Origin of the sequence: Synechococcus sp. Nb3U1 (assembly GCF_021533835.1) — a bacterium.
In the GTDB taxonomy this organism is placed as follows: Bacteria; Cyanobacteriota; Cyanobacteriia; order Thermostichales; family Thermostichaceae; genus Thermostichus.
This window is the reverse complement of sequence record NZ_JAKFYQ010000001.1, coordinates 1,604,969-1,630,938: the sequence shown is the minus strand read 5'-3', so window position 1 is coordinate 1,630,938 and position 25,970 is coordinate 1,604,969. Positions and strand designations below refer to the sequence as shown.

The 25,970-nt window shown below is 56.3% G+C and carries 24 protein-coding genes and 1 pseudogene; 10 read left to right on the top strand and 15 right to left on the bottom strand.

Going from position 1 to position 25,970, the window contains the following annotated elements; genetic code table 11:
- Positions 1-4: 4 nt before the first annotated feature.
- The 6 genes from L1047_RS07625 to L1047_RS07600 form a co-directional block, all read right to left on the bottom strand.
- Entirely contained in the window at positions 5-2,821 is a 2,817-nt protein-coding gene (locus L1047_RS07625) for a cation-translocating P-type ATPase (RefSeq protein WP_443081686.1), read from the bottom strand.
- Between the two features lie 144 nt (positions 2,822-2,965).
- Positions 2,966-4,276, bottom strand: a complete 1,311-nt coding sequence (gene hemL / locus L1047_RS07620; RefSeq protein ID WP_235278287.1) for a glutamate-1-semialdehyde 2,1-aminomutase — start codon at positions 4,274-4,276, stop codon at positions 2,966-2,968.
- 104 nt (positions 4,277-4,380) lie between these two features.
- Entirely contained in the window at positions 4,381-4,752 is a 372-nt protein-coding gene (locus L1047_RS07615; RefSeq protein WP_328286060.1) for a response regulator, read from the bottom strand.
- A gap of 7 nt (positions 4,753-4,759) precedes the next feature.
- A complete protein-coding gene (locus tag L1047_RS07610) occupies positions 4,760-5,146 on the bottom strand; it encodes a response regulator transcription factor (RefSeq protein ID WP_235278286.1) in 387 nt (128 codons plus the stop codon).
- Between the two features lie 73 nt (positions 5,147-5,219).
- Positions 5,220-6,191 (bottom strand): response regulator, encoded by a 972-nt coding sequence (locus L1047_RS07605; RefSeq protein ID WP_235278285.1) that lies wholly within the window; start codon positions 6,189-6,191, stop codon positions 5,220-5,222.
- Positions 6,167-6,418, bottom strand: a complete 252-nt coding sequence (locus L1047_RS07600; protein ID WP_235278284.1) for a DUF4388 domain-containing protein — start codon at positions 6,416-6,418, stop codon at positions 6,167-6,169. The genes L1047_RS07605 and L1047_RS07600 overlap by 25 nt, the downstream gene beginning before the upstream one ends.
- 343 nt (positions 6,419-6,761) lie before the next feature.
- On the opposite strand from L1047_RS07600, the gene L1047_RS07595 reads away from it, so the two are divergent.
- Entirely contained in the window at positions 6,762-7,574 is an 813-nt protein-coding gene (locus tag L1047_RS07595) for a PhzF family phenazine biosynthesis protein (RefSeq protein WP_268836191.1), read from the top strand.
- Between the two features lie 98 nt (positions 7,575-7,672).
- On the opposite strand, the gene L1047_RS07590 is transcribed toward L1047_RS07595, so the two are convergent.
- Together L1047_RS07590 and L1047_RS07585 are read right to left on the bottom strand one after the other, a co-directional pair.
- The gene (locus L1047_RS07590; protein ID WP_235278283.1) at positions 7,673-8,656 is read right to left on the bottom strand and encodes an apocytochrome f; all 984 of its coding nucleotides are present in this window, start codon (positions 8,654-8,656) and stop codon (positions 7,673-7,675) included.
- A gap of 104 nt (positions 8,657-8,760) precedes the next feature.
- On the bottom strand, positions 8,761-9,279 hold the full coding sequence (locus L1047_RS07585) for a cytochrome b6-f complex iron-sulfur subunit (protein ID WP_235278282.1): 519 nt from the start codon (positions 9,277-9,279) through the stop codon (positions 8,761-8,763).
- A gap of 136 nt (positions 9,280-9,415) precedes the next feature.
- Here L1047_RS07585 and L1047_RS07580 point away from each other — a divergent pair, with 136 nt between their 5' ends.
- The gene (locus L1047_RS07580; protein ID WP_235278281.1) at positions 9,416-9,733 is read left to right on the top strand and encodes a DUF3067 family protein; all 318 of its coding nucleotides are present in this window, start codon (positions 9,416-9,418) and stop codon (positions 9,731-9,733) included.
- Positions 9,734-9,759: 26 nt separating this feature from the next.
- On the opposite strand, the gene L1047_RS07575 is transcribed toward L1047_RS07580, so the two are convergent.
- Genes L1047_RS07575 through L1047_RS07565 form a run of 3 tightly spaced genes read right to left on the bottom strand, consistent with a single transcriptional unit; the run spans position 9,760 to position 13,286 of the window.
- The gene (locus tag L1047_RS07575; protein ID WP_235278280.1) at positions 9,760-11,034 is read right to left on the bottom strand and encodes an ATP-binding protein; all 1,275 of its coding nucleotides are present in this window, start codon (positions 11,032-11,034) and stop codon (positions 9,760-9,762) included.
- Positions 11,031-11,378: a hypothetical protein gene (locus L1047_RS07570; RefSeq protein WP_235278279.1), complete on the bottom strand. Its 348-nt coding sequence runs from the start codon at positions 11,376-11,378 to the stop codon at positions 11,031-11,033. Before L1047_RS07570 ends, L1047_RS07575 begins: the two co-directional genes overlap by 4 nt.
- A 36-nt stretch (positions 11,379-11,414) precedes the next feature.
- The gene (locus L1047_RS07565) at positions 11,415-13,286 is read right to left on the bottom strand and encodes an FAD-dependent oxidoreductase (protein WP_235278278.1); all 1,872 of its coding nucleotides are present in this window, start codon (positions 13,284-13,286) and stop codon (positions 11,415-11,417) included.
- Between the two features lie 368 nt (positions 13,287-13,654).
- Here L1047_RS07565 and gndA point away from each other — a divergent pair, with 368 nt between their 5' ends.
- Both gndA and ligA read left to right on the top strand, forming a co-directional pair.
- Positions 13,655-15,064 carry an NADP-dependent phosphogluconate dehydrogenase gene (gene gndA / locus L1047_RS07560; protein WP_235278277.1) on the top strand — a complete coding sequence of 470 codons (1,410 nt, stop codon included), beginning with the start codon at positions 13,655-13,657 and terminating at the stop codon, positions 15,062-15,064.
- Positions 15,065-15,074: 10 nt separating this feature from the next.
- The gene (ligA, locus tag L1047_RS07555) at positions 15,075-17,135 is read left to right on the top strand and encodes an NAD-dependent DNA ligase LigA (protein WP_235278891.1); all 2,061 of its coding nucleotides are present in this window, start codon (positions 15,075-15,077) and stop codon (positions 17,133-17,135) included.
- Positions 17,136-17,468: 333 nt separating this feature from the next.
- Here ligA and L1047_RS07550 read toward each other — a convergent pair whose 3' ends face one another.
- Both L1047_RS07550 and L1047_RS07545 read right to left on the bottom strand, forming a co-directional pair.
- Entirely contained in the window at positions 17,469-18,494 is a 1,026-nt protein-coding gene (locus L1047_RS07550) for a Rieske 2Fe-2S domain-containing protein (protein ID WP_235278276.1), read from the bottom strand.
- Between the two features lie 71 nt (positions 18,495-18,565).
- Entirely contained in the window at positions 18,566-18,706 is a 141-nt protein-coding gene (locus tag L1047_RS07545) for a hypothetical protein (RefSeq protein WP_235278275.1), read from the bottom strand.
- Between L1047_RS07545 and clpX the strand changes: the two genes are divergently transcribed.
- The 6 genes and pseudogenes from clpX (at position 18,705) to ispD (ending at position 24,108) form a co-directional block, all read left to right on the top strand.
- A complete protein-coding gene (clpX, locus tag L1047_RS07540; RefSeq protein WP_235278274.1) occupies positions 18,705-20,054 on the top strand; it encodes an ATP-dependent protease ATP-binding subunit ClpX in 1,350 nt (449 codons plus the stop codon). The genes L1047_RS07545 and clpX overlap by 2 nt on opposite strands.
- Positions 20,055-20,091: 37 nt before the next feature.
- Positions 20,092-20,757: a potassium channel family protein gene (locus L1047_RS07535; protein ID WP_235278273.1), complete on the top strand. Its 666-nt coding sequence runs from the start codon at positions 20,092-20,094 to the stop codon at positions 20,755-20,757.
- 9 nt (positions 20,758-20,766) lie between these two features.
- Positions 20,767-22,197, top strand: a complete 1,431-nt coding sequence (locus L1047_RS07530; protein WP_235278272.1) for a TrkH family potassium uptake protein — start codon at positions 20,767-20,769, stop codon at positions 22,195-22,197.
- A 311-nt stretch (positions 22,198-22,508) separates the two neighbouring features.
- A pseudogene (locus tag L1047_RS07525) lies at positions 22,509-22,904 on the top strand (MFS transporter); the annotation flags it as partial.
- A 49-nt stretch (positions 22,905-22,953) separates the two neighbouring features.
- A complete protein-coding gene (locus L1047_RS07520) occupies positions 22,954-23,367 on the top strand; it encodes an MFS transporter (RefSeq protein WP_328286038.1) in 414 nt (137 codons plus the stop codon).
- Between the two features lie 48 nt (positions 23,368-23,415).
- The gene (ispD, locus tag L1047_RS07515) at positions 23,416-24,108 is read left to right on the top strand and encodes a 2-C-methyl-D-erythritol 4-phosphate cytidylyltransferase (protein ID WP_235278270.1); all 693 of its coding nucleotides are present in this window, start codon (positions 23,416-23,418) and stop codon (positions 24,106-24,108) included.
- 30 nt (positions 24,109-24,138) lie between these two features.
- Here ispD and L1047_RS07510 read toward each other — a convergent pair whose 3' ends face one another.
- Both L1047_RS07510 and L1047_RS07505 read right to left on the bottom strand, forming a co-directional pair.
- Positions 24,139-25,071, bottom strand: coding sequence for a bifunctional riboflavin kinase/FAD synthetase (locus L1047_RS07510; RefSeq protein WP_235278269.1), 933 nt, complete (start codon positions 25,069-25,071; stop codon positions 24,139-24,141).
- A gap of 40 nt (positions 25,072-25,111) precedes the next feature.
- Positions 25,112-25,597 carry a CGLD27 family protein gene (locus tag L1047_RS07505; RefSeq protein WP_235278268.1) on the bottom strand — a complete coding sequence of 162 codons (486 nt, stop codon included), beginning with the start codon at positions 25,595-25,597 and terminating at the stop codon, positions 25,112-25,114.
- Between the last annotated feature and the right edge of the window lie 373 nt (positions 25,598-25,970).

Below are 25,970 nucleotides of genomic sequence, written 5' to 3'. Positions count from 1 at the left end.
ATCATTAGGTTGTGGCCGCAGGCTCTGAGGGCGGGGGCTGGGATCCCTTGCGCCAGCGAGAGTAGAGCTTTTCTAATTCCACCCAAACCATGACTAAGGTACTGAAGCCTATGCAGATCCAAAGTTCGCTGCGGGTCAATTCTTCAGTACCAAAGAAGCTGCGCAGGAAGGGCACATAAAGCAAGGCAAATTGCAGTAGAAGCGTGGCCAGAACAGCCCAGAAGAGGTAGGGGTTGGAAAGGGGGTTGGTTTCGATAATCAATTTTTTGTTAGAACGCACGGACACCGCATGGCCCATTTGGGCCACACACAACGTGGTAAACACCATCGTGCGCCAATGGGGGATGGAGTTCTCCACAATTAGCATCATGGTGATCGTGGTGATGGCAAAGACAACACCAATACGCACCATGTAGGCTCCTAGCCCCCGCGCAAAAATGCTCTCCTTTGGGTTGAAGGGAGCTCGTTGCATCACCCCCGGCTCGGCAGGTTCTAGGGCCAAAGCCAGAGCGGGCAGGCCATCGGTGACCAGGTTCATCCACAGAATTTGCAGCGGCGAAAGGGGGACATCCTCCAAACCCAAAATCGGGGCAGCGGCTACCGTGAGTACCTCACCAATGTTGCTGCCCAAAATATATTTCACGAAGCGGCGGATATTGCTGTAAACAACTCGCCCTTCTTCGATAGCAGCAACAATGGTGGCAAAATTGTCATCCAGCAAAACCATATCGCTGGCTTCTTTGCTCACGTCGGTGCCCGTAATGCCCATGGCAATGCCAATATCTGCCTGGCGCAGAGCTGGGGCATCATTTACCCCATCGCCAGTCATGGCCACAAATTGGTGTTGCTTTTGCAGGGCTTGGACAATGCGCAGTTTATGTTCGGGAGCTACACGGGCATAGACATTGACTGTTTGCACCGTTTGTAGCAGCTCATCGGCACTCAGACGGGAGAGAGTTCGCCCATCCACTGCCCGGTCTTCTGGCCCGATGATGCCCAGATCGCGGGCAATCGCTACGGCAGTCAGTTGGTGATCACCAGTGATCATCAGGGTGCGGATCCCGGCCTCATGACAGCGAGCCACCGCCTCGCGCGCTTCTGGTCGAGGGGCATCGTGCATGCCCACCAATCCCAGCCAGATTAGATTTTGCTCCACTTCCTCCAGATTGCTCGGGATCCCTTCCAGATCCAAGGTGGCTACCCCCAAAACCCGTGTGCCCTGGGCCGCCATTTGATTGTTGGTATCGAGAATATCCTGGCGAGCCTTTTCTGAAAGCCAATGCCAACCTTCAGCATTTTGAATGCGATCACACCGCTCCAGCACCAGTTCCGGGGATCCCTTAACGTAAACGCGGTAGCTATTACTCTCCTGAATCACCACACTCATGCGCTTGCGCTCCGAGCTGAAGGGCAGCTCTTGTACCCGTGGGCATTGCTCTTGTAAAGAGGCTTTGTGCAGATTGGCTTTAGCTGCGGCCACCAGCAGCGCTGCTTCCGTCGGATCCCCCAAGATCGACCAGCTAGGGGGTGAGGAGGACACTCCAGAGCGGGGGTTGCGCACCCTAGCCGGCTGGATGTTGGCCTGCAACAGGGCATCGTTACAGAACACGGTTGCCCGCAACACCGCCAGCAAATCCGGAGCTCTTTGAAGGTCAACCGGTTCGCCCGTGCAGTAAAAGGATCCCTGGGGGATGTAGCCTGTCCCGGTGACGTAGTAATGACGGCTGGCCGTAACAATATCGGTGACCACCATTTTGTTTTCGGTAAGGGTACCGGTTTTGTCGGAGCAGATGGTGGTTACGGATCCCAGGGTTTCCACTGCAGGCAAGCGTCGAATCAAGGCATGTCGCCGCACCATGCGTTGAGTACCAATGGCCAGGGTTACGGTGATCACAGCGGGCAACCCCTCCGGCACCACTGCCACCGCCATACTCAAGGAGGTTTCCAGCAGCGAGGTAAAGGGGGCCATAGTCCCGGCCTGCAGTAAGCCCACCACCACCACCACTACCACCAAGGCCAAGGAGCCAAACACCAACACATTGCCCAGTTGGCTCATACGCCGTTGTAGCGGCGTCGGCTCGCTCTCCACCGATTGCAGCAGGGTTGCTACTTTGCCCAACTCCGTGCGCATGCCGGTACTGGTAACCAAGAGGATCCCGCGCCCCTGAACCACCTCCGTGCCCATAAAGGCCATGTTGCGCCGTTCCCCCAATTCAGTGTCGGCTGGGAGCACACAGTCCGCCTGTTTCACCACTGACACCGCTTCTCCGGTCAAGGCAGCTTCGCGCACCTGCAAATTCACGGCTTCCGCCAACCGTCCATCCGCTGGGATTTGTACCCCAGCCTCTAGCAGCACCCGATCCCCGGGTACCAACTTGCCGGCGGGAATCTCCTGCCAAAGGCCATCTCGTTCCACCCGCACTGTGGGGGAGGCCAATTTTTTTAGGGCCGCCAGTGCCTTTTCCGCCCGACTTTCTTGCAGGTAGCCCAGCCCGCCATTCAACCCGACAATCAGCAGGATGGCCAAGGCATCTTTCGGAAATTCCCCTTCCTCTAAAGCCAAAGCCGCTGAAACTGCTGCCACCGCGATCAGCATCAGCAGCATGATGTTGGTGAACTGGTCAAGCAACACCTGCCAGCGACTGCGCCCGGAAGTGGCGATCAGCTCGTTGGGGCCATATTCCTGCTGTCGTTGGGCCACCTGCTGGGCGGTAAGGCCGCGATCGGGATCAGTCTGTAGCTTCTGGGCGGTAGTAGCCAGGGTGAGGGTGTGCCAGACGGGAGCAGAAGAGTCAGGGGATCCAGCAGCAGGGATCATCATGGCCACTCAAGGATTCTTGCCAAATTGTACGCCAGCCTACGGATCCCCCTCCAGTTTTGGGCAACAGAGACTATGCTCGCAACTGCTACATGAGGAACTAGGGGTGCTCTATTCTCAGGGATCCCTTTCTATCCTGGGTTCCAGCTACAACGTGCTCAACACTTGCCGCGCTGCCGCCAAGGTCTGCTCCACATCCGCCTCTGTATGGGCTAGGGAGGTAAAGCCCGCCTCAAATTGAGAAGGAGCCAGATAGATCCCCTGCTCTAACATGCCGCGATGGAAGCGGGCAAACTTTTGCAGATCCGAGGCTTTGGCCTCTTCATAGTTGCGAACTGGCCCAGCGGTGAAAAACAGACCAAACATGCCCGGCAAATAGCCACCACAGGCCGCATGCCCGGTTTCTTGGGCTACCTGTAATAGTCCATTGGCCAGCTTCTCGGTCATCTGCTCCAGGTACTCGTAGGTGCCGGGACGACGCAGAATTTGCAGTGTATGGATCCCTGCCGTCATGGCTAAGGGATTGCCAGAGAGTGTTCCGGCCTGATACATCGGCCCCGCCGGAGCTACCATTTCCATGATCTCGCGCCGACCGCCGTAGGCTCCCACCGGCAAGCCGCCCCCGATGACTTTCCCCAAGGTGGTTAAATCTGGGGTCACCCCCATCTTGGCCTGCACGCCGCCATAGCTGATGCGAAACCCCGTCATCACCTCATCAAACACCAGCAGCGCCCCGTATCGTTGGGTCAGATCTCGCAACCCTTGCAAAAAGCCCGGCTGCGGGGGGATAAAGCCGGCATTGCCCACCACCGGCTCCAGGATTACTCCCGCAATCGAGTCGGGATTTTGCTCAAACAGAACTTTGACTGCTTCAAGATCGTTGTAGGGTGCGGTGAGGGTGGCAGTGGTGACTGCTTTGGGTACCCCAGGGGAGTCCGGCAGGCCGAGGGTGGCGACTCCGGATCCCGCTTTTACCAGAAACATATCCGCATGGCCGTGGTAGCAGCCTTCAAACTTGATCACCTTTTCCCGCCCGGTGTAGGCTCGCATCAGGCGCAGCACCGCCATACAGGCCTCGGTACCCGAATTGACAAAGCGCACCATCTCCACGCTGGGTACCGCCTCGATCACCAGTTCCGCCAGTTGGTTTTCCAGCGGACAGGGGGCACCAAAACTGGTGCCTTTGCCGAGGGCTTTTTGTAGCGCTTCGATCACCTCCGGGTGGGCATGGCCGACGATGGCCGGTCCCCAGCTACCGATGTAGTCGATGTATCGGTTGCCGTCTACATCCCAGGCATAGGCCCCTGAGACGCGGTCGAAGACAACCGGATCCCCGCCCACCGACTTAAAGGCCCGCACGGGTGAACTGACCCCTCCCGGCATCAAGGTTTTGGCCTGGGCAAAAATTTGCTTGGATTGGGTGGTGTTAAAGGAGGTGGAGTGAAGGGTGCTAGTCATAACGGGCTCAATGCGTCGCATTACTCAGGCTAGCAGGCAACAGAACGCGCTAGGAGTTTGCTCCCCTTGCGAGCGAAACTTTAATAATCTGCAACTTTTTGCCTCTAGCGGCTGGCCAGCAGGGCTTCCACCTGGGTGAGCAGTTCGTATTCCAGGCAGGGCTTGGTCAGATACGCATTGGCCCCCAGTTGCATGGCCAGACGACGATGCTTTTGGCCGCTGCGAGAGGTGAGCATGACCACTGGGATCCCAGCCAAATGGGAGACTTTGCGCCGTTGATTCAGAAACTCGAATCCATTCATGCGGGGCATTTCCACATCGCAGAGGATCAAATCGGCGGGTTGCTGATGTTCCAGTTGAGCGATGGCCTCCTGTCCATCTCGGGCTTGGGCTACCCTACCACCCGCAGGCTCAGCAGTTCCCTCCTCTCGGGCGGGCCTAGAGGCGCTTCTGTCAGCGGCCTGAGTGGGGAGGATGGCGGCATCATTTCCCTCGGCTAACCGGTAGCTTTCTGAGCAAATCCTCGACCGTTTGGGTCAACTCTGCTTGGTTAACGGGCTTGGCCAAATAGGCATCTGCCCCTTGAGCCCGACCCCAAAACTTATCGGTATCGCTGCCTTTGGTGGAGCAAATCACAATAGGAATATCTTGAGTCGCTTTTTCCGCCTTCAGTTCGCGGCAGAGTTCAAACCCACTCAAGCCAGGTAATACCACATCGATCACCATCAAATCGGGCAGTTTTTGACGAATCATTTGCAGGGCTTCTTCTGCACTTTTGGTTTTTAGTACGAAGTGGCCTGCTCGTTGCAAGCATTCGCTGATAATGGCGGATTCTACGGGAGAGTCTTCGACGATGAGAATGGTATACATGATTGACCTGCGCTTGAATGAAAGAAAAGGGTTGAGGTAGACAACTAAACTGGCTAAGAGCTGAGCTAGGAGCTCACAAGGCATTTTTGACCGACAAGTAAGTTCGAACTATGTCTAGAAGCTCCTCCTTTTGCACGGGCTTGTTCATAAAATGGCTAGATCCAACCAACTTGGCTCTCACTCGGTCGATGATGCCATCATTACCCGTCAGAATAATGATGGGTGTGTCTCGGAAACGCGGCACTTTGCGCAACTGAGCACAGATTTCATAGCCATTGCTCGAGGGCATCACCAAATCCAGAAGGATCAGATCTGGCGGCTGACTCAACACCTGAGCAATAGCACGCAAGGGATCCTGAATGCCCAAAAATCGGTACCCCTCCGGGATCAAGATACGCTTGATGGTCTCACAGATAATTTCGCTGTCGTCAATGCAAACGATCAATGGTTTGGTGGCGGGATCTTCCCTCTCAGGCTCCTCTAAGAAGGAGGATTTCATGTCTGACGTTGGTTGCATGGAGACAATACCCTGGCGCAGCAACGGCATTAGCAACCGTCCAATTTCAGCAGGACTCTTGCCGAGGGTACCAGCCAGTTCTCGCAAGGTTTGTTGGGATTGAAAAATTTTCTGCCACTGGGAAAAGATGGGTTTGGATACCTGCCTCTCCAAAACCTCCGGGAGATCCAGCCGCGGCATTTGATCTAAATAAACCGGCTTCAAGTTCAGGGTTTGCCAAAGGGATAATTCCCGATGAATGCTATCCAACAATTCAGAAATACTGAGGATGGTCAGGTGGGGAGAAAGGGATCCCGTTGTATCCAGTCGAAAGCTGAGGTGATCGGAGCAGCAAAGATCAAAAAGAACTTCGGCACACAGATTTCGGATGATTGTCTGGGTTTGTTCCCGGTTCAGGATCCCTTGTTTGGCCAAAAGACAGAGGAAGTGATAGTGGGGGCAACCAGCACTTTCGGGGAAAGCCTCTTTTAAGATCTCTTTGGAAACACTTTCGAGCTCTTGCTCTAGGGAAGGACAGAAACGCCGCAAATTTTGTTGTGCCAACGACGAACGGAGTGGTTCCCCCCATCGGCATAGAGCACACGGCCAAGGTAAAGGTAGAGATGCCAAATCTGGTCAGAAGATTCAACGGTGAGGATGCCGGAGAGTTGTTCTTGCTTGATTCTGAGCAGTTCTCTGACCATGTTGCCGCCACTTAACCCTGCTCTCGCGGATGCTGCCGATGGAGAGAGGATGGGTTGATGCTCATGTGACATAGCTAGGGTTTTCATAATAACGGAGTGAGGGTGATAGGCGAACTTGCTTCGAAAATACTGAACTGAATGAAAATTTGAGCTGAGTAAAAACACCGAAATCAACCGTTCCAGTATCTATATCGATTACAGTAGAAACCCGTCGGTCTTCGCGTTTGACAGCAGACAAGCTTGTTGTAATTGATACTATCACCTCGCCAATACTGATTGTGGAGAAAAACTGGGGAAATCACAGGGGCACTGTAAGAAAACGTTGACAATCCTTTCGGTTTGGTTATGGTTTTTGGTAAAGATCTGTATTTCCACGTAGCTTGGCAAGCCTTTTTACTTAGAGAAGAGAATTTTCATGAATAGTGTGCGGATCCCGTTCTTTCAAGTTGATGCTTTTACCCAAAAGCCCTTTGCGGGCAACCCAGCAGCCGTTTGTTTGCTCACAAAAGATGGGTTGGCGGAGCCGCTCATGCAGCAGATTGCTGCAGAGAATAATCTTTCGGAAACAGCCTTTTTGCTGCCCCAGGGATCCCAGGGAACCATCCTACACTACGGACTGCGGTGGTTTACCCCGACCACAGAAGTAGATCTGTGTGGTCATGCCACCTTGGCCAGTGCCCATGTGCTGTTAACCCAAGTGGATCCGCAAGCAGAGGCAGTAGAATTTTCTACCCGCAGTGGCCTGTTGCGGGTGCGGCGGTTGGGGGAGCGACTGGTTATGGATTTTCCCGCCCAACCCGTGGAGCCATGGCCGGAAGCCCTGGAGAGTGTGGCGGCGGCATTGGGGGTTGTTCCTCGGGAACTGTATCGTGGGGGAATGGGGTTGGCGGTCCTAGACTCCCCCCAGCAGGTGGGGCAGCTACAGCCCGATATGGCCAAGATTCAGGCCCTTGCCAGCACCGGCTTGGTCGTGACCGCCCCTGGAGAGGAGCAGGATTTTGTCTCTCGCTTTTTTGCCCCACAACTGGGGATCCCGGAGGATCCGGTGACAGGAGCCGCCCATTGCCTGCTGATCCCCTACTGGGCCAAACGGTTAGGCCGATCTGAGCTGACAGCCCGCCAAGTTTCCGCCCGTGGGGGTGAGTTGTTGGGTCGAGATCTCGGATCCCGTGTGGAAATAGCTGGATATGCAGTGCTGGTGATTATGGGAGAGATGCGGCTCGATTAGGGTCAAGCCAAAGCACTCCAGAAACATCTGGAGTGCCGAGCGAAAATTATTAACAACTATTATATTAAATGTATCCATCAAGAAGAGAATGGGATCCCTTAGCCGAGCAGCTCAGCCGCCTGGATCAGCTCCACCTGCTTCTTCTTCAGCACCAACACCACCTGGGCGATAAACACCGCCGCTAGGAAAGCCAGCAACCACTTCACTCGGTCGGGGCTTTGCAGCACCAGATCCCGCTCTACTTGTCCGAAGCCACCCACATTGGGATTATTGGTGAGGGGATCCCCTTCCTTGACGCTATCGCCGAGGTTGACCCGCAACTCTGGCCCAGGGGGCAGTACCAGGTTTTGGATCCCGTTTTCGGTTTCAAAGCTGAGCACCCGGGTTCCGGGCAGTTCATATTCCGGCGGCACCAAACTGGCCAAATCAGCGGGCAGATCGCTGATATCCGACTCGATCAGGGCAACGCTGGCCAAACGCCCGGTTGCCGGAGCCCGGAAGACATTGTTGTTGCTGAGGCTGCCATCGGGATTAAGCTGGCCGCGCCCCCGGTTCGCTCCCACAAACACCTTGTATTTCATGAAGGCCACCGAGGGATCCTCCGTCGGATCGGGGGCAACCACCGGGAAAACAATTTCTTGGTGTTCCTCTCCCGCCAATGGCCCCACCAAAAGGATGTGAGGCTTGTCGTCGCTGTAGGGGGTGATGTAAGTCTCGGCGGTCTCCAGCCGTTGTTCTTCAGTCATTTCCTCTTCGGTGGCGAGGCGGAAGCCTTCCGGCAATACCACCACAGCCCCGACATTCAACCCACCCTTGCTGCCATCCCCCAGCACCTGCTGCTGACTGAGGTCATAGGGGATCCCGACTTTGATGTCGAACACCTGACCGGGGGTAACCGCCTGGGGTACCTCGGCCCGGGTGGGCATGGCATTCAGGTGGCAGTTGGCACAGACAATTTTTCCGGTCGCTTCCCGCGGGTTGTCGTAGGCCATTTGGGCATAGTAAGGGAAGGCTGCCGCCGGACGACTGTTGATCCCCAACAGCAGCAGCAACGCACACAGGGCCAAGCAAATTCGCTTCATATCTCGGCTCAAACTTTCAAAAGGGTTCGCATTAGGGGAAAATCACATTCTCGTAAAGTTGGGTTACAGCTTCAGCCCCAGTTCTCAGCTCAGGCCAACTGGATTTAGGCCTCGCGGAAGTCAGCTTCTCGCCAGGGGCTAAAGCGAACATTGTCGCCATCCACAGTGGCACTGACCAGCTCCAGAGAGCGCGGGGCCGGCCCCCGTACCACCTTGCCGTTGGCTGCATACTGGGATCCATGGCAGGGACACTTAAACAGGTTTTCCCCCACATTCCAGGGCACCACACAGCCCAGGTGGGTACAGACAGCGTTGAGGCCGTAGTTGGCGATGGATCCGTCGTTAATGACAATGTAGGTGGGATCCCCTTTCAAGCCCTGGGCCAACACCCGGTCGGTACTGGCGTGGGTGGCCAGTAACTCGCTGACACTGATAGCCTTACCCAGGGCATCCTGAGCCAACAGCCCCTCACCGGCTCCACCCGAAGAGGGAGGAATAAAATACTTCACCACTGGGTAGAGGGCACCCAGTACCACAACCCCCACAGAGCCGCTCAGTAGGGCATTCATGAAGACACGTCGGCCCATGGAGGGCGCTTCAAAGTTGCTAACCGCTTCCGTCATAATGGCGAGTGCAGACCTGAGATCGTCTTAATGTTCGTTGATAAACGAGTTCATCCTAACTGACCCCTCCGACCAATATCGTTAAGAAATGCAACAGCTCTCCTGCGTGGAGTGTGCAGATAACGGGGAAAACTTGATGACAGGATCCGACTTTCAATCTTTGCTACAGGAGAAGTGGGGCCATTCCTACGATGTGCAACTGCGGCGTATCAACCAAAGGGTGGTGCTGCTGGTGATGTGGCGTTATCTGGAGCAGCCCTCCTTTCCCATGAGTGAGGCGGAGTATCTCGCTCACTTGGAGGAGGTGTTGGCCCATCTGCAGGCTTGGGGGGTGTGGGAGGCGGTGCGAAGTGAAATCGAAGCCACCCGTCAAAAACCCCGCATGGGTAAAGCGGTGACGATCCCGCTCGACTTAGCTGGGATAGGGGAACGGGCTTCTGAGTGGCTGCTGTAATTCTCTCTATCCGGCCTCTCTACCCTTCAATCTTGATCAAACTCAATCTTGACCAAACCGGCCCTGACGGCATCCAAAAATTGGCGGGCGGTGCGACCAGAAAAGCCATTTTGCTGTTGGGCCCAGATCAGAGCGTGGCGACGCAGTGCCTCTGGGTCATGAGCAAGGCCCAGCTTGTCCGCCAAGTGGGCAACCGTGGCAAAGTAATCGGCTTGAGTGAAGGGGGTGAAGGTGAGGGTGAGGCCGAAGCGATCCCGCAGCGATAGCTTTTCTTGCACCGTATCCCAGGCGTGTACCTCTTGATCCTCGGGGTTGGGCCGATCCGGGAAAAACTCCCGAATCAAATGGCGGCGGTTGGTGGTGGCATAGAGGCGCACATTCGGCGGTTGGGCGGCAATATCCCCTTCTAGGAGCACCTTCAGCTGCTTAAAGTCGGTTTCATCGGCCTCAAAGGAAAGATCGTCCACAAACAGAATGAATGGCAGCACCCGCTCCCGCAGATCCAGCAGAATCTCTGGCAAATGGATTAGATCAGAGCGGTTTAGCTCCAACAGCCGTAATCCTTGCGCACCATAGCGACCCAGCAACGCCTTCACCAGCGAGGATTTGCCCGTGCCGCGTGCCCCGTAGAGCAACACATGCAAGGCCGACCGACCCTGGATCAAGGCTTCGGTATTGGCGGCCAGCCGCTGTTTTTGCCGCTCGTTGCCGTAGATCCAATCCCAATCGGGCAAATCGGGTGCCGGGATCCCCTGTAGACCTGCCGGATCCCAGCGAAAGGCCCGGTACTGCCCACACAACCCTACCCCCGCCTGACGGTAATGGGCGATCAACTCCTCCAGGCTCAGCCCCCAATCGGAAAAGCGCCGTGGATCCCAGCCAGTGCTTGCTTCTCCATCCAGCCAGTGGATCCCTAGACCCAATGCCTGTACCTGCTCCCAAATCGCCTCTTGGCTATCGGCAAGGGTTTGTAGACATCTCAAGTCGTGAGCGGCGGCTTGCCGCAACGGAGTCGGGCTCCCGTCCGGTCGCAGTGCCGCCCGTGAAAAGGGGTTATCCGCCAGTCGCACCGTTTGAATCAGCCATTCCCGCCAGCTGAGGTTCTGCTGAGCCAGCAACTCAAACCAGCGGCCATAGGCGGCCAAACACGGCAAGGGATCCCCTTCCGCCAACTGTTGCATCAGCTCCTGCCAAGCCAGGGCAACAGGATGGGCGAGAATGCCCCGAAACACCAGCAACTCAGCGGCAGCTTCTGCAGCCTCCTGCAGTCGCGTTAGCGTCGGGGAGCCACAAGGAGTCATGATCCCTCATCTTCGGAGGAGCCGCGCCGACTGTCCCGACGGCCCAGTTCGTAGAGGCCCCCACCAACACAGGCGATCAACCCGCAAGATACCCCCCAGCTTTTGCCCAAAGACAGCTCCGTCAGGGCCACCACCAAGAGGGATCCGAGCAGAAAGGGGGCGAGACTGAGCAGCGAGGCCAAGGCCCCGGTTGGGTCAAACGGGAGCTGTCGTTCCCAACCCTCCTGCAACTGTCGATGCAACGGCGAAAAGCCCCACATCAGCCCCAAACACCACAGCGCCATGCCTGCCCATAAAGAAGGGCGGATCAGCTCCCAGGGTAGGGCCATTGCAACGGGATCCATGCTCAAACTCAATGCCAGAACGTTCCCCATCCTAGGCTATCGGGGGTCGGCCCATTCGGTAGCGGTGATCGTGGTGCCAGGAAATTGGATCGGGTTGCCCAAGCTTTGGATCTGAGCTTGCAAGGCGGGCAAAAGCTGCAAATCCAAAAGGGGTTCCTGGATGATCTCCGCCGGGATCAGATCACGCTCGAGGGCAAAGTGGGCAGTATGGCCGGCAGCTGTACCAATGGCCCACTCCACCGGATGCACCCGGTAGGATCCGCTGGCGATACGACTGGTGGCGATGTTTTTATTGCCGGCCAAGAGGTTATCCACCCGCTGCGGGATCAGGGCGCGCAAAGGGATCTGATAGGGATAGCTGGGGGCTTGCGAGTCTTTGTTGTTGCTGGGGGGCAGGGAAAAATCCGGCAACAGGCAGTCGTGAAAATCGATGGGGTACTGGCCCACCCCGACCGAGTCATAAAAGATAAATGGGCGACCCCGGTTCAGATCCGACTCGCGGGTAGTGATATCCGATTCATAAATCGTGAACCCCTCTGGGTAGGCTTCGCTGGGGCGGCCAATAATACGTCGCGATTCGCGGATGTAGGGATATTTGGAGAGGCCGCTGGCGGATCCCATGGGGCTATCGGCTCCTTGCATATAGCCATAGCGCAGGTAATAATCCTTCTGAAAATCGGGATCCTCCTGCTGCAAGAGAAAATCTGTCGTCCCCGCCACCAGCCAGTAGAAAAAACCTTGGGCGTGTTGTTCTCCCCGCAGCAGGGATTCCGGTCGCAAGCCCCCCAGCCAACCGCCCGGCTCCAGTTGCCCAGAGGCCTGCAGCTGCTCGTGGGTGAGAATGAAATTTTTTTCTGGCCCCGTGATCCGCCAGTCATTGCCCCAAGTCCAGTTCTGCATCGACTGATCCCCCACCCGGATCGCTTCTTCCCCAAACCCGGGCACCTGTCCCCAAATGCGCCGATAGGTGAAAATGAGCGGAAAATTAAAGCGGGCCTGTTCGTAGCTGTAGTAGGATCCATGCAGCGGGTCATCATAAAACTCCGGCCTCACAGGCAACTGGGGTAGGGGCAACCGTTCCATGACAAAGGTATAGGTAAAACCCTGGGTACAGTAGGGATCCTCATAGGGCTTGGAACTGGGTTCCCAGCGGTTTTCCCCGTCGGTTCCCAGGCGGTAGGGCACCCGTGCCAAAGGCAGCAGTTCACCCGTTTCTGTAGCATCGATTACCATCCAAGGTAGGGTTTGGCTCCGTCGTCCCATCGGAGGGACAAAACGCAGGATCTCCTTATCCCAATCTTCAGTTGGTTCTAGGCTATAAAAATCCAACAGATAGCTGGAGAGATCCCCCCGTTGCTCCGGCTCAACGCCCGCATGTTTGGGGATATTCCGAATGGCTTGCACGCTGCGAATCTGGTTGCCTTGCAATTCCAGATCCTTGACCACCGTTTCGGTGAACAGTTGCAACTGCCCCGTCTGCAGATAGGGATCCAACATTTCCCGGATCACCTGGTGGCCCACCTGCGGCGAAAAACACAGTACACTCACCCAGCACTTACCCGGATTCGGATCCCCGCCATACTCCGCCCGTACCCGCTGGCGAAACTCGCTGTAGCCCCTCGGGAAGATGTCGTTTTCCCGTTGCAAAGGCCGCTCGTCTAGAGCCGATACCCCCTGGGCGCTCACTTGGCCGCCGATCCAATCGGTGATCTCCGTCATGCACACCTGCCGGCCCAGTTGCAGAGCATCATAGGCTGCCGCCACGCCCCCCAGTCCGCCGCCAGCGATGAAGATCTCACAGGTAATGGGTACCTCCGGCAACGCTGCACTAGAAGGTTGAGCCACCCCCGCCCCAGATCCGAGGATCCCTAGCCCCAGCACCACACTGCCCCAGGCTTGACGTTTCATCCTGGCCTTTCCTCCGCACACACAACTTTTTTAGGCTAGACGGATTTGGGCCGCTTGAGGATCCTGAAGATGCATTGCCAATGGCGATGTGCAGCAGAGTTACAGCCTTTTCCAGCGTTGTGCTGATACAGCAAATTCAGGTCACTCCCTTGCCCCATAAGTTGTTTTTTTGCCTAGTTCAAGGGCCTGCGTAAAGTTGGAAAAGGCTGTACTGCTCAAAAAAGCACATTTGCCTGAGATTTTCATGGGATCCAACCGACGATTCCAAAGGTGAAGAAAACAGGATCCCTCAGGGGTTGCAGCCGGATCGACCCTTAGATTGGGTGAGTCATTGGTGATTTGCTGCTCTCCCGAAAGGATCCGCAACTATGAGCAAGCCCAGCTTTGCTGTCATCGGTCTGGCCGTGATGGGGGAAAACCTCGCCCTCAACGTTGAACGCAATGGCTTCCCGATCGCCGTCTACAACCGCACCGGATCCAAAACCGACCAGTTCATTCAGGAACGTGCTCAAGGTAAACAGGTCACCCCCGCCTACAGCCTGCCGGAGTTGGTGCAGGTGATGGAGCGGCCCCGCAAATTCTTGATCATGGTGAAAGCGGGCGGGCCGGTAGATGCGGTGATTGATGAACTCAAGCCGCTACTGGATCCAGGAGATATCATCATCGATGGTGGCAACTCCCTCTACACCGATACGGATCGCCGCGCCGAAGCTCTTGCCTCAACAGGACTGCACTTTGTCGGCATGGGGGTAAGTGGCGGCGAAGAAGGCGCCTTGAATGGCCCCAGTCTGATGCCCGGTTGTAGCCCGGAATCCTACCAAGAACTTGAGCCGATCCTCACCAAGATCGCGGCGCAAGTGCCGGATGGCCCCTGTGTCACCTACCTCGGGCCGAAAGGGGGTGGGCACTACGTGAAGATGGTGCACAACGGCATCGAATACGGCGATATGCAACTGATTGCAGAGGTCTACGACCTGATGCGCCGGGGATTGAATCTCTCAGCAGCACAAATGCAAGAGATTTTCCAGGCTTGGAACGAGACGGAACTAGAGTCGTTCCTGATTGAAATTACCGCCAAGATCTTCCAAACTCTGGATCCAGAGTTTGGCAAACCCCTAGTGGATTTGATCCTGGACAAAGCCGGACAAAAGGGTACCGGTTTGTGGACGGTGAAAGATGCCCTCGATCTGGGGGTGGCTGTACCCACCATCGAAGCAGCAGTTCAGGGACGGATTCTCTCTTCGATTAAGGAAGAACGGGTCTCCGCCTCCACCCAACTCAAAGGCCCCGGTACCCATTTTGAAGGGGATCCAGAAAATTTTATTCAAGATCTACGGGCTGCCCTCTACTGCTCTAAAATCTGCTCCTATGCCCAGGGGATGGCCCTGATCAAAAAGGCTGCCGCTACCCACGGCTATATCTACAACTTCAGCGAGATCCCTCGCATTTGGAAGGGGGGGTGTATCATTCGGGCGCGGTTCCTGGGAGAAATTCAATCTGCCTATAAACGGGATCCCGAACTGGTGAACCTGCTGTTGGATGAAGAGTTTAAGCAGGCGATTCAGGAACGGCAGGGATCCTGGCGACGGGTGGTGGCCACAGCTGCTTCCTTAGGGATCCCGATTCCGGCCATCAGCGCCTCTTTGGCCTACTACGACAGCTACCGCACCGCCAACCTGCCGCAAAATCTCACTCAAGCGCAACGGGATTTCTTCGGGGCACATACCTTTGAGCGTATCGACAAACCCGGTGTGTTCCATCACGAGTGGAGCGCCTGAGTGGGTGGGCATGTCCGGGGAACAGTGGGCAAAACAGCGGGTGCAAGAGCTGCAGGCCTTGCTACAAAAAGCCAGCATTGCCTACCACGTCTACGATGCCCCGATGATGGAAGACAGCGTCTACGACCGTCTTTATCGGGAGTTGCAGGAGCTGGAGAGTGCCTATCCCCAACTGATTACCCCCGATAGCCCGACGCAGCGGGTGGGAGAAAAACCAGCCACTCAGTTCCAAACTGTTCCCCATCGGATCCCGCTCTACAGCCTAGAAAATGCCTTCAACCTAGAGGAGTTGCGGGACTGGCAGGAGCGTTTGCTGCGGGTTTTGGGGCGTAGTCCCGAACAAGGGGAGCTGGACTACGTTTGTGAGCTAAAAATCGATGGCTCTGCTTTGGCCCTCACCTATGTTAATGGGTTGTTGGAACGGGGAGCCACCCGTGGCGATGGGCAAGCGGGAGAAGAAATTACCCAAAATGTGCGCACAATTCGCTCGATTCCCTTGCGGTTGGCAGTCACGGATCCGCCGCCAGTTTTGGAAGTGCGTGGCGAAGCGTATCTGTCGATTGCTGAGTTTGAGCGGATCAACCAAGAGCGCCGTTCCGCTGGGGATCCTCCTTTTGCCAATCCGCGTAACTGTGCCGCCGGCACCCTGCGCCAGTTGGATAGCCGTATCGTGGCGGCTCGTAAGCTCAGCTTTTTTGCCTATACCCTGCATTGGCCGGAGGGGTGGGGAGCAGGGGATCCCCCCCAAACCCAGTGGGAATGTCTGCAACAGCTGAAAATCTTTGGCTTTAGCACGAACCCTTTGTCGCAGGTCTGTCGGGGCCTGGGGGAAGTGAGCCAGTTTTATGAACAGTGGCGGGCGGCCAAGTTCCCCTATGCCAGCGATGGTGTGGTGGTAAAGCTGAATCGACTGCGGTTACAAGAAGAGGCCGGCTTCACCCAGAAATTTCCCCGTTGGGCCATTGCCCTGAAATACCCGGCAGAAGAAGTGCCCACCCGGATTCGCGCTATCCTGGCCAGTGTTGGCCGTACCGGAGCGGTAACTCCTGTGGCGGAGTTGGATCCCGTTCCGTTGGCTGGAACCACCGTCAGCCGTGCCAGTCTGCACAATGCCGATCGCCTGCGGGAGCTGGATGTGCACATTGGGGATACCGCTATCGTCCGCAAAGCCGGCGAGATCATCCCAGAGGTGGTATCGATCCTGAAGGAGTTGCGCCCCGCCGATGCCGTTCCCTACGCTTTGCCCCGCCATTGCCCGGAATGCAGCACGCCCTTGACTCGCCTGGAGGGGGAGGCGGTAACCCGTTGCCCCAACCCCCAGTGTCCGGCCAAGCTGCGCGGCCAACTGCAACACTGGGCCAGCCGCGATGCTCTAGATATTGAAGGTTTGGGGGAAAAACTGGTGGCGCAATTGGTGGAGAAGCTCCGGATCCACACCGTTGCGGATCTTTACTACCTCACTCCTGAGCAGTTGCAGGGCTTAGAGCGAATGGGATCCCGTTCCAGCCAAAAGTTGGTGCAAGCCATTCAGAACTCCCGCCAACAACCCTGGGAGCGGGTCCTGTATGGATTAGGGATCCCGCATGTGGGGGTGGTCACCGCCAAAACCCTGGCCAGTCATTTCCCTAGCCCTGATCGCCTTGCCCAAGCTAGCTCAGAAGAGATTGCCCAGATCTACGGCCTGGGAGCTGAAATTGGGGAAGCAGTAGCAGCCTGGTTTGCCGATGCGGAACATCGTCAGTTGCTACAGGCGTTACAAGCCTTGGGGATCCCGGCGGCCCCCGCCCAGGAGGTTCCTGCTGTGGCCAGGGTGCTGGCGGGCCAAAAATTCGTCATCACCGGTACGCTGCCTACCCTCTCCCGCGCAGAAGCCAAAACCTGGATCGAAAGCCGAGGGGGCAAAGTTACGGCCAGCGTCAGTCGCCAAACTGACTATGTGGTGGTAGGGGCAGAAGCAGGTTCAAAGCTGGAGCAGGCGCAACAGTTGGGGATCCCTTTGCTGACAGAAGCAGAATTATTGGCGTTGGATCCCACTGCGGAATTCGGTGATCCGCATCACCGACAAGGGTAGAGTCCAGAAAAACCTAGAGTAAGGTGGTTGTTCTGCCCGCAGGGATGATTTATGATACCCTTCAGGTGAGGAGTGGACGCCAATAGGGGGAAGTGGACGAAACACGGACAGTCCCTTCCCTCTTTTGGTTTGAAAAGGTGCCAGAACCTCTTCTCAAAAAAGTATCCAATTTAACTGAAAGGCGCGGCTGTCTCTTCCCACATTCTTTGCCAGGGCCAATCGAATTCCACTATGATGGGAGCAGCGGAGACGCATGTTTCCGTTCACTCCTCACACCATCTTCCGCTCGACGTAGAGTCGGGCGGTTTTTTTGTGAACGTATCCTCCTGAGCTTTACTCTGGGATCCGCTCGGGCAAGGGGGAGCTGGCTAGGGTTTGTTGGCGAATCACCTGCCGAACCGCGTGAGAGACCGGATTGGTTTCGCGGCTCAGATCCTGTTGATGCAAATTGTAGGCCCGTTGTTCCTCTTCCACAGCGCGGCGATCCTGCCCAAACACCTGGCGGAAGGTGCCCTGATCCAACAGCGGATGCAGCAATCGTAAAATCCACGGGATCCCTAACACATGCCGAAAATAAAAAGTGGAATGCACCCAAATGCTCGTAGAACTGGTGGGTACATACACCACAAACAGGTAAAAAGCTCCGTATTCCGAGGCCAAATGAAAATAGGGATACTCATAGGTGACCCGGATCCGATTTTTGCCCCGCTGCCCGATCAAAGCCGCCAATAATCGTGGCGCTTCTACCTCGTAAAGAGCCCAAACACTGCGATCATCGCTTTCTAGGTGCAACAAAACCGGATTGGCCCAGGGTTGTTGGCTCTTGTGCAACTGGGCATGAAAGAGGTCGGTGGCATTTTCCGTCATGTAACTGAAGTGGCAATGAACCGGCCCTTCCATCGGGATCGGGTGATAGCAGGGATCCGTGGCGGGGGGAATTACTGGCAAGGCCCGCTCCTCCACCCGAGTGGGATCCCCAGGAAAAGCCCAAATCCAGCCACCATATTGCCGCAGCGGGTAACTTTTCAGGCAAAACTTGGCTTCAAGGCCGGCGAATCCGGGGGTGAGGCTGCAATTCCCCTGAGCCGTAAAGCGCCAACCGTGATAGCTGCACATCAGCTCGGATCCCACGACTTCCCCGAAGCGGCTCAGCCGCACCCGCTTGTGGGGGCAAGCATCCTCAAACACGCTGTAATGACCTGTGGGTGCGCGAAATACCAGCAACTCCAACGCCCCAATCCGCACCCCCAACAGCCCCGTCGCCGGAAAACTGCGCTCATGGGCAACCGGCCACCAGTAATCCAGGTTCACCCCACAACGGCGCACATCCTGCATAAAATCCCCCTGGCGATCCGGCATTGGGTTCAGAACACCCCAACAACCTCGCGACTAGGACGAATAAACGCTACAAACCTACCAAAAATGCTAGACTAGGGGGTCAGTAAGATTTGCACAAATTCCGGCATCCTTGCCCTGCGGCCGTTGATTTGCTGCACATTTTCTGAAATCCAGCCTTCTTCTGGCTTTTGCCGGATAGGATAGCCGAGAGCGAGCAGCACCGAGGATCCCATGGCCAAATACGACTCCCACTTGAAATGCTCTTTCTGCAATAAGTCGCAGGATCAAGTTCGTAAACTGATTGCGGGGCCGGGGGTCTACATCTGTGATGAGTGCGTCGACCTCTGCAACGAAATTTTGGATGAAGAACTCTACGACGGCAACACCCCTGCTGCTGCTACCCCTGCTGCTAGTCGCCGTGAGGCCCCGAAGAAATCTTCCCGCAATCTGCCTTCTCTGGCACAGTTGCCCAAGCCGCGCGAGATCATGCGCTACCTCGACCAATATGTGATTGGGCAAGAAAATGCCAAAAAGATCCTGTCGGTGGCGGTGTACAACCACTATAAGCGGCTTTCTTCCAAGGCGAACCCGAGCAACGGTGCAGCAGCTTCAGAATTTGACGATGTGGAACTGCAGAAGTCCAATATTCTGATCATCGGCCCCACCGGTTCTGGCAAAACTCTGTTGGCGGAAACCCTGGCGCGGATGTTGGATGTGCCCTTCGCGGTTGCAGATGCCACCACCCTCACGGAAGCGGGTTATGTGGGCGAGGATGTGGAAAACATTCTCTTGCGCCTGTTGCAAGTGGCGGATCTGGATGTGGAAGAGGCCCAGCGCGGCATTATCTACATCGACGAAATCGACAAAATCGCCCGCAAGAGCGAAAATCCCTCCATTACCCGCGATGTCTCCGGTGAAGGGGTGCAGCAGGCTTTGTTGAAGATGCTGGAGGGGACAGTCGCCAATGTGCCGCCCCAGGGAGGTCGCAAGCACCCCTACCAAGACTGCATTCAAATTGATACCTCCAACATCCTCTTTATTTGCGGGGGTGCCTTTGTCGGCTTAGAAAAGGTCATCGAACAGCGCATCGGCAAAAAATCGATGGGCTTCATCAAGCAAGGGGAGCAACTGTCGGTCACCCGAGACCAGCGCATGGCGGATGCTCTCAAGGCTCTGGAACCGGATGATCTGGTCAAGTACGGCATGATCCCCGAGTTCACGGGACGGATCCCGGTGGTGGCCACCTTGGATGCGCTCGATGAAAAGGCCCTGGAAGCGATCCTGACCCAGCCCAAAAATGCCATTCTCAAACAATCCCAAAAGCTGCTGCGCATGGATGGGGTGGAGCTGGAATTCGAGCCCGCTGCCATTTCCGCCATTGCCAAAGAAGCCTACCGCCGCAAAACCGGAGCACGGGCTCTGCGGGCCATCGTCGAAGAGCTGATGTTGGAGGTGATGTACGAGATCCCCTCTCGCCGCGACATCAAGCAAATGCGCATCACTGCCGATATGGTGGAGCGCCGTTCCACCAGCGAGCTGATTCCTCACCCTTCCACCTTGCCCAAGCCTGAGTCTGCCTGAGTGTAAGATCCTTTCGAGGTGAGGGGCGAGAAGGCGAATGGCTCGGCAGCGGGTGGATCACGAGTATGCGGTGATCGGGCTGGGACGGTTCGGTTCTAGCTTGGCTCTAACGTTGGTAGAGCGGGGACACAATGTCTTAGGGATCGATCGCAGTCGGGAGATTGTGCAGCGATTGGCGGATCAGCTGACTCAGGTGGTTGCCCTCGACTCTAGCGATGAAGATGCGCTACGGGCAGTGGATATCCTCTCCTTCGACACGGTGGTGGTGGCCATTGGTAGCGACTTTGAGAGCAATCTACTGACGACGGTGGCCCTGAAAAGTCTGGGGGCTCGCAATGTGGTCTGTAAGGCTTCAACAGAGCGTCAGCGCTCGATTTTGCTGCGGGTGGGGGCAGATCGGGTGGTGCTGCCGGAACAAGAAGCGGGGCGTCGCTTGGCGCAGGTATTGACGGCTCCAGGAGTTTTGGATCAACTGGAACTGGAGCCGGGCTACAGCATTACGGAGCTGCGGGTGCCGCAGTCGTTGATGGGTCATACCCTCTCGGAGTCAGATTTGCGCCGCCGCTTTGGCATTACTGTATTGGTGGTGAAGCGCAAGCAATCCCTGATCGTCTCGCCACCGGCAGATTATTTGTTGGAGGAGGGGGATCTTTTGGTGGTGTTGGGTGCCAACACAAATATCAGTCGGCTTAATGAGTTGTGAGGGCTCCCGATGGAATCGGATCTAGCTCTAGCTAAGGACTTCGCCCCGTTGACACGAACTGACTCGGGATCGGCTCAACCCGCCAAGGTCTTTAAAAATCGTTTTAATCGGTTCTTTTTGGGAGATAAACGCCGCCCGTTGCCACCGCCATTGCGCCTGGTGACAGGGCTGGGGTTGCTGGCGGTGGTGGGCACCTTAATTTTGATGTTACCGGGGATTGGCCGCGGGGATCCCTTGAGCTGGAATGAGGCCCTGTTCACGGCGATGTCGGCTTTGAGTGTGACGGGGCTCTCGATTATCCAGGTGGCCGATGACCTCACCCTATTTGGCCAGATCGTGCTGCTCATCCTCATTCAAATTGGTGGGGTGGGCTTCATGGTGCTGGCGGTGGTGGTGTTTCAGCTAATGGGGCGGCGCATTTCTCTGTTGAATCGGCTAGCTCTCTGTAATTCTTTGGGACTGATCGATCCGGGGGCGATTCTAGCCTTGACCCGCAAAGTTTTGCTCTCGGTCACCTTGATCGAGTTGGGGGGAGCGTTGCTGCTGTGGGTACATTGGCGGGACTTGTATGGGCCGGATCGCGCGATTTTTCTGGCGATTTTTCATGCGGTTTCTGCTTTTTGCAATGCTGGGTTTGATCTGTTTGGGACAACCGGGATCCCTACCGATAATCTTTCTCTGACGATTTTGGCCGCTTTAATTTTTATCGGCGGATTGGGCATTCCGGTCTTGTCAGATTTGCTCACCTGGCCCCGTAGCCATCGCTTGTCTTTGCATACGCGCATCACGTTGGGGGTGGTGATGGTGTTGCTGTGTACGGGTGGCATTGGCATGTTCTTGGGAGAGAGCTTGTCGGGGGGATCCCTGCTGGAGGTGAGCTGGCCTCGCCGCTTGGGTTTGACGTTTTTTCAGTCGGTTTCCGCTCGCACGGCTGGGTTTGCCGGGATCCCGATTCAGGATTTGGCCCCGCCCAGCCAGTTGTTGTTGATTGCCTTAATGTTCATCGGGGCAGCTCCAGCCTCTATGGGGGGGGGAATTACCACCGGCACCTTTGCGGTGTTGGTGTTGGCTCTATGGGGCTATGCCCGCGGGCTGCCCAGTGCCCAGATTGCCGGGCGCAGTTTGGATCCTTCCATGGTGCGCAAGGCGGCGGCAGTGTTGACGGTTTCTCTGTTTGTGGTGCTCTTGGCGGCTTGGTTGATTTTGATGAGCCACAGCGGCAGCAGGTTGGATCCGGTGCTATTTGAGGTGATCTCCGCCTTCGCCACCTGCGGCCTCTCGACCGGGTTTACCGCAGATTTGAATCTGTTCGGCCAACTGATCATCGTTTTGGTGATGTTCTGGGGACGACTGGGGGCGCTGACGATTGTTCTGGCGCTGGCCCAACAACAACCACGACAGCTGGTGATCTACCCCGAAGAGCCGATTTTGATCGGTTAATCTTGCCTACAGCCCCTTACACCAAGGGTACGCTAGCGTGAACGCTAGTTACTTTGCGCGGGATCCGTCTTGCTAAGCGAGGTGCGTGGCACCATCTCTAGAATTTCACAGCAGCATAGAGGGTTGTTGGTTAGACCCTGAAATGTCAGCATAGGTCAGAGTTAGCCTGACTCCTGTTCTGGAAGGGATCCCTTGTGGCTTCGAGTTTGCCCCTTGCCTTGACTGCGATTTTTCCGTCTCGGCGTCGCCTAGAGGAGCTGGATCCCCCCCCTTGGGTGCAACGGTTATGGATTTTCTGCCTCTGTGGGGGCATGTTTGCTTTTTTTGCCCAAGCCACCGCCTTTTTCCCGATTCTGCCGGTTTATCTAACCGCACGCTGGGGAGCCACGGCTCCAGTGGGGTTGGTGGTAGGAGCGATGGCGGCAGGGGTGTTGATGTTGCGGCCTTTGATTGGCATAGCCCTAGACAGGTGGGGGCGAAAACCCTTGTTGGTTCTGGGATTAGTGACGGCATTGTGGATTCAGCCGTTGTACCTGCTGGCCCCTAGTCCGGAGTGGTTGCTGCCGGTGCGGATCTTACATGGTCTGAGTCAGGCGGGGGTGGCCACGGGATCCCAAACCTTTTTGGCAGACCTGGTTCCGCCCGAGCGACGGGCCGCGATGATGGGCTACCTGGCCATGGCCAATACCTTGGGGTTTGCCTTCGGGCCGTGGTTGGGCAACGGGAGATTTTTACAGCTTATTTGCCCTGGGGGCGGTGGTTGTGCGCTGGATCTTGGGGCAATGGGGGGATCGGTTTTCCTATCGGATTTTGTCGACAGGGGCCTTTTGTTGTTCCAGTTTGGCGTTGATGGGCATTGTCTGGCAGCCGGGCTGGCTCAGCAGTTGGGCAATTCTCTACAGCTTGGGGTTTGGCACGGTGTTTCCGGTTTTATCGACGATTGTCTCCTTGGCGGTACCCCCGGAGCAGCGGGGGCGGGTGTACAGCCTTTTTTTGATGGGGTTTGATTCGGGTATGACCTTGGGCAGCGCCGGCATGGGATCCCTCTTGGGGGTTGCCCCCCTGAGTGGCTTGTTCCTCGGCTGGGGAGGCTTGGGTTTGGGGGCTAGCTGGGTAGCGTTTCGGCAGTTTGCCCGCCCGTTCCCGGGGGTAGAAGCCAAAAGCTCGTAGGAGATCCCGACACAGTACACTGGGATCCGATTTCATCTTTTCAGCCTCATGCACCTTTTGATCCCAGCGGCGGGTAGCGGCAAACGGATGGGGGCAACAGTAAACAAGCTGTTGCTACCGCTGTTGGGGCAGCCGATTTTGGCCTGGACGTTGCGGGCTGCGGATCGGGCTAGCTCCATCGAGTGGATCGGCATTCTGGCACAACCCACTGATTGGCCGGCTATTGAAGCAATGTTGGCCGCGGATCCCCTCGCTACGCCCGTGGAGCTTGTGCAGGGTGGTTCAACCCGGCAAGAGTCCGTTTTCAACGGTATCCACTACCTCTGGCAACAGGGGCATGTGGAACGGGTGCTGATTCACGATGGGGCGCGCTGTTTGGCCACTCCCGAGTTGTTCGATCGCTGTAGTGCCGCTTTACAGCAGGTGGATGGGTTGATCGCGGCGATCCCCGTCAAGGACACGATTAAAGTCACGGAAACTAGCCCAAACGGGATCCAAGTGCAATCGACACCGGATCGCAGCAGATTGTGGGCGGCCCAAACTCCGCAAGGATTTCGGTTGCCGTTGCTGTGGCAGGCTCATCAGGAGGCGCAAGCTCAAGGTTGGCAAGTGACCGATGATGCAGCCCTATTCGAGAAGTTGGGTTGGCCTGTTTACCTTGTGGAAGGGGAGGAGTCGAACCTCAAGTTAACCACCCCTTTGGATTTGCTGTTGGCTGCTCAAATTTTGGAACAACGTTAGAGCTTTCTCAAGCGCATTTTCAGATCGCCACTAGAGCATCCGCACCTGCTCAGCCAAGCCTAGTTGTATCCGTGCCGTTTGGCAATCTTGCTGAATTTGTTCGATCAACTCCGCCACACCAGGGAAGCGCCGCTCCGTGCGAATAAAGCCTTCTAACACCACCTGTAACTCTTGCCCGTACAAATCCCCAGCCCAATCCAGTAGATGCACCTCGATGGTATGTTGCAAGCCCGCAAAAGTAGGGCGATAGCCGACGTTCATCACACCCGGCAAAGCCTGATCGGCTCCCGGCAAATACACCCAAACACTATACACCCCATCCCGAGGCAAAAATTTCTCTGGGGGCAAGCGCAAGTTGGCGGTGGGAAAGCCCAGTTGGCGGCCCCGTTGATCCCCCTGCACCACCTCCCCGATCAGGCGGTAGGGACGCCCCAGTAAATCTGCTGCCGTTGACACTTCTCCGGTAGCCAAAGCGGCGCGGATGCGCGAGCTGCTCACCCGTTCCCCATGAAATTGGGCTTCCGGGATCACCTCCACCGGAATGCAATGTTCGGATCCCCAGGCTTGTAGGGTTTGGGCACTACCGGAGCGGCGATGGGCAAAGCAGAAATCCCATCCCACACTGAGGTGACGTGCCCGTAAGCCTTGCTCCAGAATGTCCTGAATGAATTCTTGAGGATGTTGGCGGGCAAAAGCAGCCGTAAAGGGAAATAGGATCACTTGTTCAAAGCCCATTTGAGCCAACAAGGCTAGCTTTTCTGTGGGGGGTGTCAGCAACAGTTGGGAGCGCCCCGTCAAGACCTCCTGCGGATGGGGATGGAATGTGAGTACCGTGCGCACTCCCTGCCCAGACTCCTGGATGGGGCGCAGCACTTTCTGATGGCCAAGGTGCAATCCATCAAAATTCCCAATGGCGACTGCGGTGGGTCGCAAGGTTTGAGCCAGATCAGAGGTGATATGCACAGTTTGGGATCCCAATCAAAAACACCAAAACAACCGTTTCTTACCAAAGTGGCCAACACAAGGCCACCAACCCACTCAGCCCTAGCACCCCCCAGAAGCTTCGCCGTACTCGCCGCAAAATAGGATCTATCTGGTAACTGACAATCAACCGATGCTGAGCCACTTCTTCTTCTGATTTGGCGTAGATCGCCCCGTCGTACCAGCCGCTTTCTTCGTAAGGGATCCGCACCTGAACCAAGCGGCGCCGAATATAGGCCCACCCCAGATACAGATGCATCAACACCAAGCTCAGCAGGGCATTGGCTCCCAACAGGGATCCCGAGGCAAAATGGCCCCAATCTCCAGCAAAGCTGCCCCAAACCAGCGGGGAAATCAAGAGTGCCAGCACTCCCCAAACCCCCAAGATCCGTTTGAGATAGGGGATCCATTCCAACGCTGGCCAGCGAAAGGGGAAAGCTTCCCGCAACTCTTCATACTGTTGTAGCGGCTGTTGCTCTGCAGGAATGGGATGGGAAGACTCCGCCATACGCCTTAATGTATCTACACAAAATCATACTGGTCGAGCCAACCCCCCGCCAACCCTGCACTGAGTATCTCTCGAGGGATCTGACCCCGTGGGCCCCCTCAGCAAATCTTTTCAAGAGCGCTAAGCCAGTCCTGCCTACCGCAAGCAGCAGAAGCAAGCTAGCAGGCACGGGGATATAAGCTGGGCGACCGACCGCAGGGGAGAAGCAATTATTCCGGCAATCTTATCCGTGTGGATGGTTGTTGGATAGAGACCCAATCGGGGATTAGCGTAGGGCATACGGGAAGCTAGGGTCTTAAACAGGATTGAAAGAGGTTAGAAGAGCACTCTGGCGAGGGTGCTTCGCACCTCGGGAGCAAGATATGCCCTGGGC